Source organism: Gemmiger formicilis (assembly GCF_016901605.1).
In the GTDB taxonomy this organism is placed as follows: domain Bacteria; phylum Bacillota; class Clostridia; order Oscillospirales; family Ruminococcaceae; genus Gemmiger; species Gemmiger formicilis_B.
The window spans coordinates 1-3,771 of sequence record NZ_JACJKP010000223.1 but is presented as its reverse complement, the minus strand read 5'-3'; the positions used below and the strand labels follow the sequence as shown (position 1 = coordinate 3,771).

Here is a 3,771-nt window from a genome sequence, read left to right as displayed (position 1 = left end):
GGACCTGACCTTCCGCAAAGGGGAAAAGATCGCCCTCATCGGTTCCAACGGAGCGGGCAAATCCACCCTGATGAAACTGCTGGTGGGGCTGCTCAAACCCAACAAGGGCAGCAACCCCCGCTGCTGCAGGGCGTAGCCTGCCTGGGTCACCTGGGGCGGGAAGATGTTGCTCTGCTGCAGTTCCTCCACCCGGGCCAGGGCCTGGCGGGTGGGCAGCATCCAGCGGACGCGGCCCTCCTTGAGCAGCAGCACATGTTTGCAGTAGTCGGCAATGTACTCGGTATGGTGCTCGATGACCAGGATGGTCTTGCCCCATTTTTCGTTCAGTTCCCGCAGTACGCCGTAGATGCGGTCGGCGTGGCCGGGGTCCAGCTGGGCGATGGGTTCGTCCAGAATGAGAATATCGGGTCCCAGGGCCACCGCCCCCGCCAACGCCAGCAGATGGGTCTGCCCGCCGGAAAGCTGCCAGACGTACTCTTCCTCCCGGCCCTGCAGGCCGCACCGGGCCAGCGCCTGCCGGCCCTGGACCTGGTAGTCCTCCATGCCGTAGTTCAGGCAGGCGTAGGAGGCGTCGTCCAGCACGGTGGGACGGACGATCTGGTTCTCAAAATCCTGGTAGACATAGCCCACCTTGCGGGCCAGGTCCCCCACGTCGCTTTGCAGGGTATCCTGCCCGGCCACCTTCACCGAACCGGTAAAGGTGCCGGTGATGAAGTGGGGGATCAGCCCGTTGAGCACCTTGCACAGGGTGGATTTGCCGCAGCCGTTGTTGCCCACGATGGCCAGGAAGTCCCCCGGTTCCACCGTCAGGTCCAGATGGTCCAGCGTGGGCTGCGCCGCGCCGGGATAGGTATAACAAAGATCCTGGATTTCGATGATGGCCATGGTATCTTACTTCGCCTCAGCCTTTTTCTTCATGACCACCAGCACGGCCAGGGCCAGCACGGCGGCCACGATCATGCCCACCGCAAAGGAGGTGCCGCTCTCGGCCCAGGAAGCTTCCCAGTCGATGAGTTCCAGGCCGCTGGTGGCCAGCATCTCGGCAGCCACAGCGCACACAAAGGCCACGGCGCAGCCCGCCAGCGTTTTGCCGCTGAGGGCGGGGGCGGCGGTTTCCGGCGTGCGGGGGCTCATGCCCAGCAGCGGTTCGATCTTGCCGTAGAGTTTGGGAACCAGGTAGAGCGTGGGCAGCAGGCAGAAGAAGATGCCGGAGAACAGCAGGTCGTTGAGGAAGGCAAAACCCTCGGTGGCAAAGACGCTTTCGGGCAGACCTGCCACGGCCTCAAAATCCTCCACAGCGAACTGCACCTTGCAGATGTCCACGATGGTGCCCATGAGCAGCTGGGCGCCGGTGCCCAGGAAAGCCGCAATGCCCACCATGCGGGTGTCGCGGGGGTCACGGACCAGACGGCCCGCCAGGTAAACGCCCAGGGTGACGGTGATGAACTTTTCCAGTTCGCCCAGGCCGCCGAACTGGCCCAGCATGATCTCGCTGAAAACCAGCTCACCGGTGGCTGCGCCCAGCGCCGCCGACAAGGGGTCGAACAGCATGGCCAGCACCAGCGGGATGAACAGGAAATATTCTACGGAAAATTCCACCAGGCCTACCTGGAATTTCGGGATCAATTCGGTAAACAGGGTCGCCAGACCGTACAGGGACATGGTCAGCACAAAGACCATCAGTTTCTGGGACTGATTCATTCTGGTTTGCGTCGGATTCATAGTGGATTGCCTCCCCAATATCGTTTGCTCCGTTTGTGATACCCTCTTGCGGGGTACGGTTTCATTGTAGGCCGTTTATGAAAGTTTCTCCACCATGAAGCAGTAAAATGAAAGTTAATTTTCAGTAAAGTGACCGGCGGCCGGTTGCGGCATGCCCAAAACAAACCCCCGGCGCGTAGGCGCCGGGGGTTTGTTTTATTCGCAGGTCTGAGCGGCCACCTTGCGGCGGTAGAGCACCCCGGCCATGACCGCGGTCACTGCCTCGGTGAGCCAGAAAGCGTGCCACACGCCCACCGCCCCCAACAGGCAGCTGAGCACAAAGGCCAGAGGCAGGATGAGCAGCACATACCGCAGGGAGGAAATGACCAGCGAGGGTGCCCCCATGCCCAGCCCTTCCAGCGCACCGCAGGAGATGATGGACACCGACGAGATCACAAATCCCGCGCTGATGATCCGCAGGGCGGTACCGCCGGCGTCGATGGTCGCCTGACTGGTGGAGAACAGCCCGATCATCTGTTCGGGCACCAGCCAGCAGAGCAGGGTGCCCACCGCCATGATCCCCGCCGAGAGGGCCAGGGCCACACGATATATCTTGCGCACCCGGCCATACTCCCGGGCGCCGAAGTTGTACCCGATGATGGGGCGCATGCCCTGTACAATGCCGTTGGCCGGCAGATACAGGAAGGTCTGCAGCTTATAGTACACGCCCAGCACCAGCACATACACCTGGGAATAGCCCGCCAGGATCATATTCAGGCAGGAGATCAGCAGCGAGGGCAGCGCCAGGTTCAAAGCGGCCGGAATGCCCACCGCGTACATTCTTTTGGTCAAGCGCCAATCAAAGGTGTGGGCCGTAAAGCGGATGCGCACCGGCAGGCTGGCTGTGAAGTAGCACACCGCATAGATAATCAGGCTGAGAGTCTGGCCCAGACCGGTGGCCAGGGCCGCACCCTCAATGCCCATAGCCGGGAAGGGCCCCCAGCCAAAGATGAGCACCGGGTCCAGCAGGATATTGGCCACACAGCCGGACATCATGCAGATCATGGTCATCAGCATTTTGCCGGTGGCCTGGAACATTTTTTCCATGGACATGGAGATGCCGATGATCACCGCAAAGGCAAAGGCGATGCGGGAATACCGCACCCCCAGGTCCACCACAGCGGCATCGGTGGTGAACAGCCCCAGGAAGGCCGGGGCCGCCCCGATGCATACCACCGTCAGGATGGCCCCGTGCAGGGCGTTGTACACCAGGCTCTGGGCCGCGGCGGCATCGGCCTTATCCCCCTGTTGGGCGCCCAGGTGATAGGAGATCACCGCATTGGCGCCGATGGAGAAGCCGATGGTGACGGCGTTGATCAGATTCTGTACCGGGAACACCAGCGAAAGGGCCGTCATGGCATCCTCACTGATTTTGGCCACATAGTAGCTGTCCACAATGTTGTACAGGGAGGCCACCATCATGGAGATCACCATGGGCAAGGACATGGAGAGCACCAGCGGTACAATGGGTTTGGTTTTCATAAAAGACTGCTGCATCGGGATTCCTCTTTTCCTGCGTGTTTGGGTGGTAAAAAGAAAAAGCTATATTTCCCCTTGTTTATCTCACCCACAAGGAAAAATATAGCTTTCGCATCTGCCATGCTATCACAGTTCGGGGCCGCTGTCAATGGGGTGGGGCTCGCTCCCCTGCCCGGGCGGCAAACCGTTTTGCCCTTGCTGCCGGAACGCCTGGGGCGAAAGGCCGTACACCGCCTTGAACATCCGCCAGAAGTACCCGTAATTGTGGAACCCCACCTCCAGCATGATGGTTTCCAGCGGGTCCCGGGTGGTCAACATCCGCTTTTTGGCCTGTTCCAGCCGGCAGCGCACCACATACTGCAGCGGGCTCAGCCCGGTGACCTTTTTGAACAGCTTGCAGAAATACCCGCTGCTGTACCCCGCCGCCGCGGCCAGCTGTTCCAGGGTAACGTTTTCCCGGTAATGGCGGTGGATGTATGCCAGCGCCTGCCGGACCGGCGCATCGTCCCCGGGGCTGTGCCCGCCCCCCGC

At 61.2% G+C, this 3,771-nt stretch carries 4 protein-coding genes and 1 pseudogene; 1 reads left to right on the top strand and 4 read right to left on the bottom strand.

Annotation, left to right across the window (positions count from 1 at the left end):
- Window positions 1–4: 4 nt before the first annotated feature.
- Entirely contained in the window at window positions 5–136 is a 132-nt protein-coding gene (locus H6B10_RS19050) for an ATP-binding cassette domain-containing protein (RefSeq protein ID WP_275951082.1), read from the top strand.
- Between the two features lie 299 nt (window positions 137–435).
- On the opposite strand, the pseudogene H6B10_RS19045 reads toward H6B10_RS19050, so the two are convergent.
- The 4 genes and pseudogenes from H6B10_RS19045 to H6B10_RS13180 form a co-directional block, all read right to left on the bottom strand.
- Window positions 436–885, bottom strand: a pseudogene (locus H6B10_RS19045) (ABC transporter ATP-binding protein); the annotation flags it as partial.
- A gap of 6 nt (window positions 886–891) precedes the next feature.
- On the bottom strand, window positions 892–1,722 hold the full coding sequence (locus H6B10_RS13190) for a cell division protein FtsQ (RefSeq protein WP_204652031.1): 831 nt from the start codon (window positions 1,720–1,722) through the stop codon (window positions 892–894).
- A gap of 195 nt (window positions 1,723–1,917) precedes the next feature.
- Window positions 1,918–3,258 carry an MATE family efflux transporter gene (locus H6B10_RS13185; protein WP_204652030.1) on the bottom strand — a complete coding sequence of 447 codons (1,341 nt, stop codon included), beginning with the start codon at window positions 3,256–3,258 and terminating at the stop codon, window positions 1,918–1,920.
- A 108-nt stretch (window positions 3,259–3,366) separates the two neighbouring features.
- Window positions 3,367–3,771, bottom strand: a 405-nt coding sequence (locus H6B10_RS13180; protein WP_204652029.1) for a helix-turn-helix domain-containing protein, incomplete at its 5' end; no start/stop codon positions are given.

Coding starts and splice junctions, on each gene's coding strand:
- H6B10_RS13190 (WP_204652031.1), bottom strand. CDS start 1,722: ATGAATCCGACGCAAACCAGAATGAATCAGTCCCAGAAACTGATGGTC.
- H6B10_RS13185 (WP_204652030.1), bottom strand. CDS start 3,258: ATGCAGCAGTCTTTTATGAAAACCAAACCCATTGTACCGCTGGTGCTC.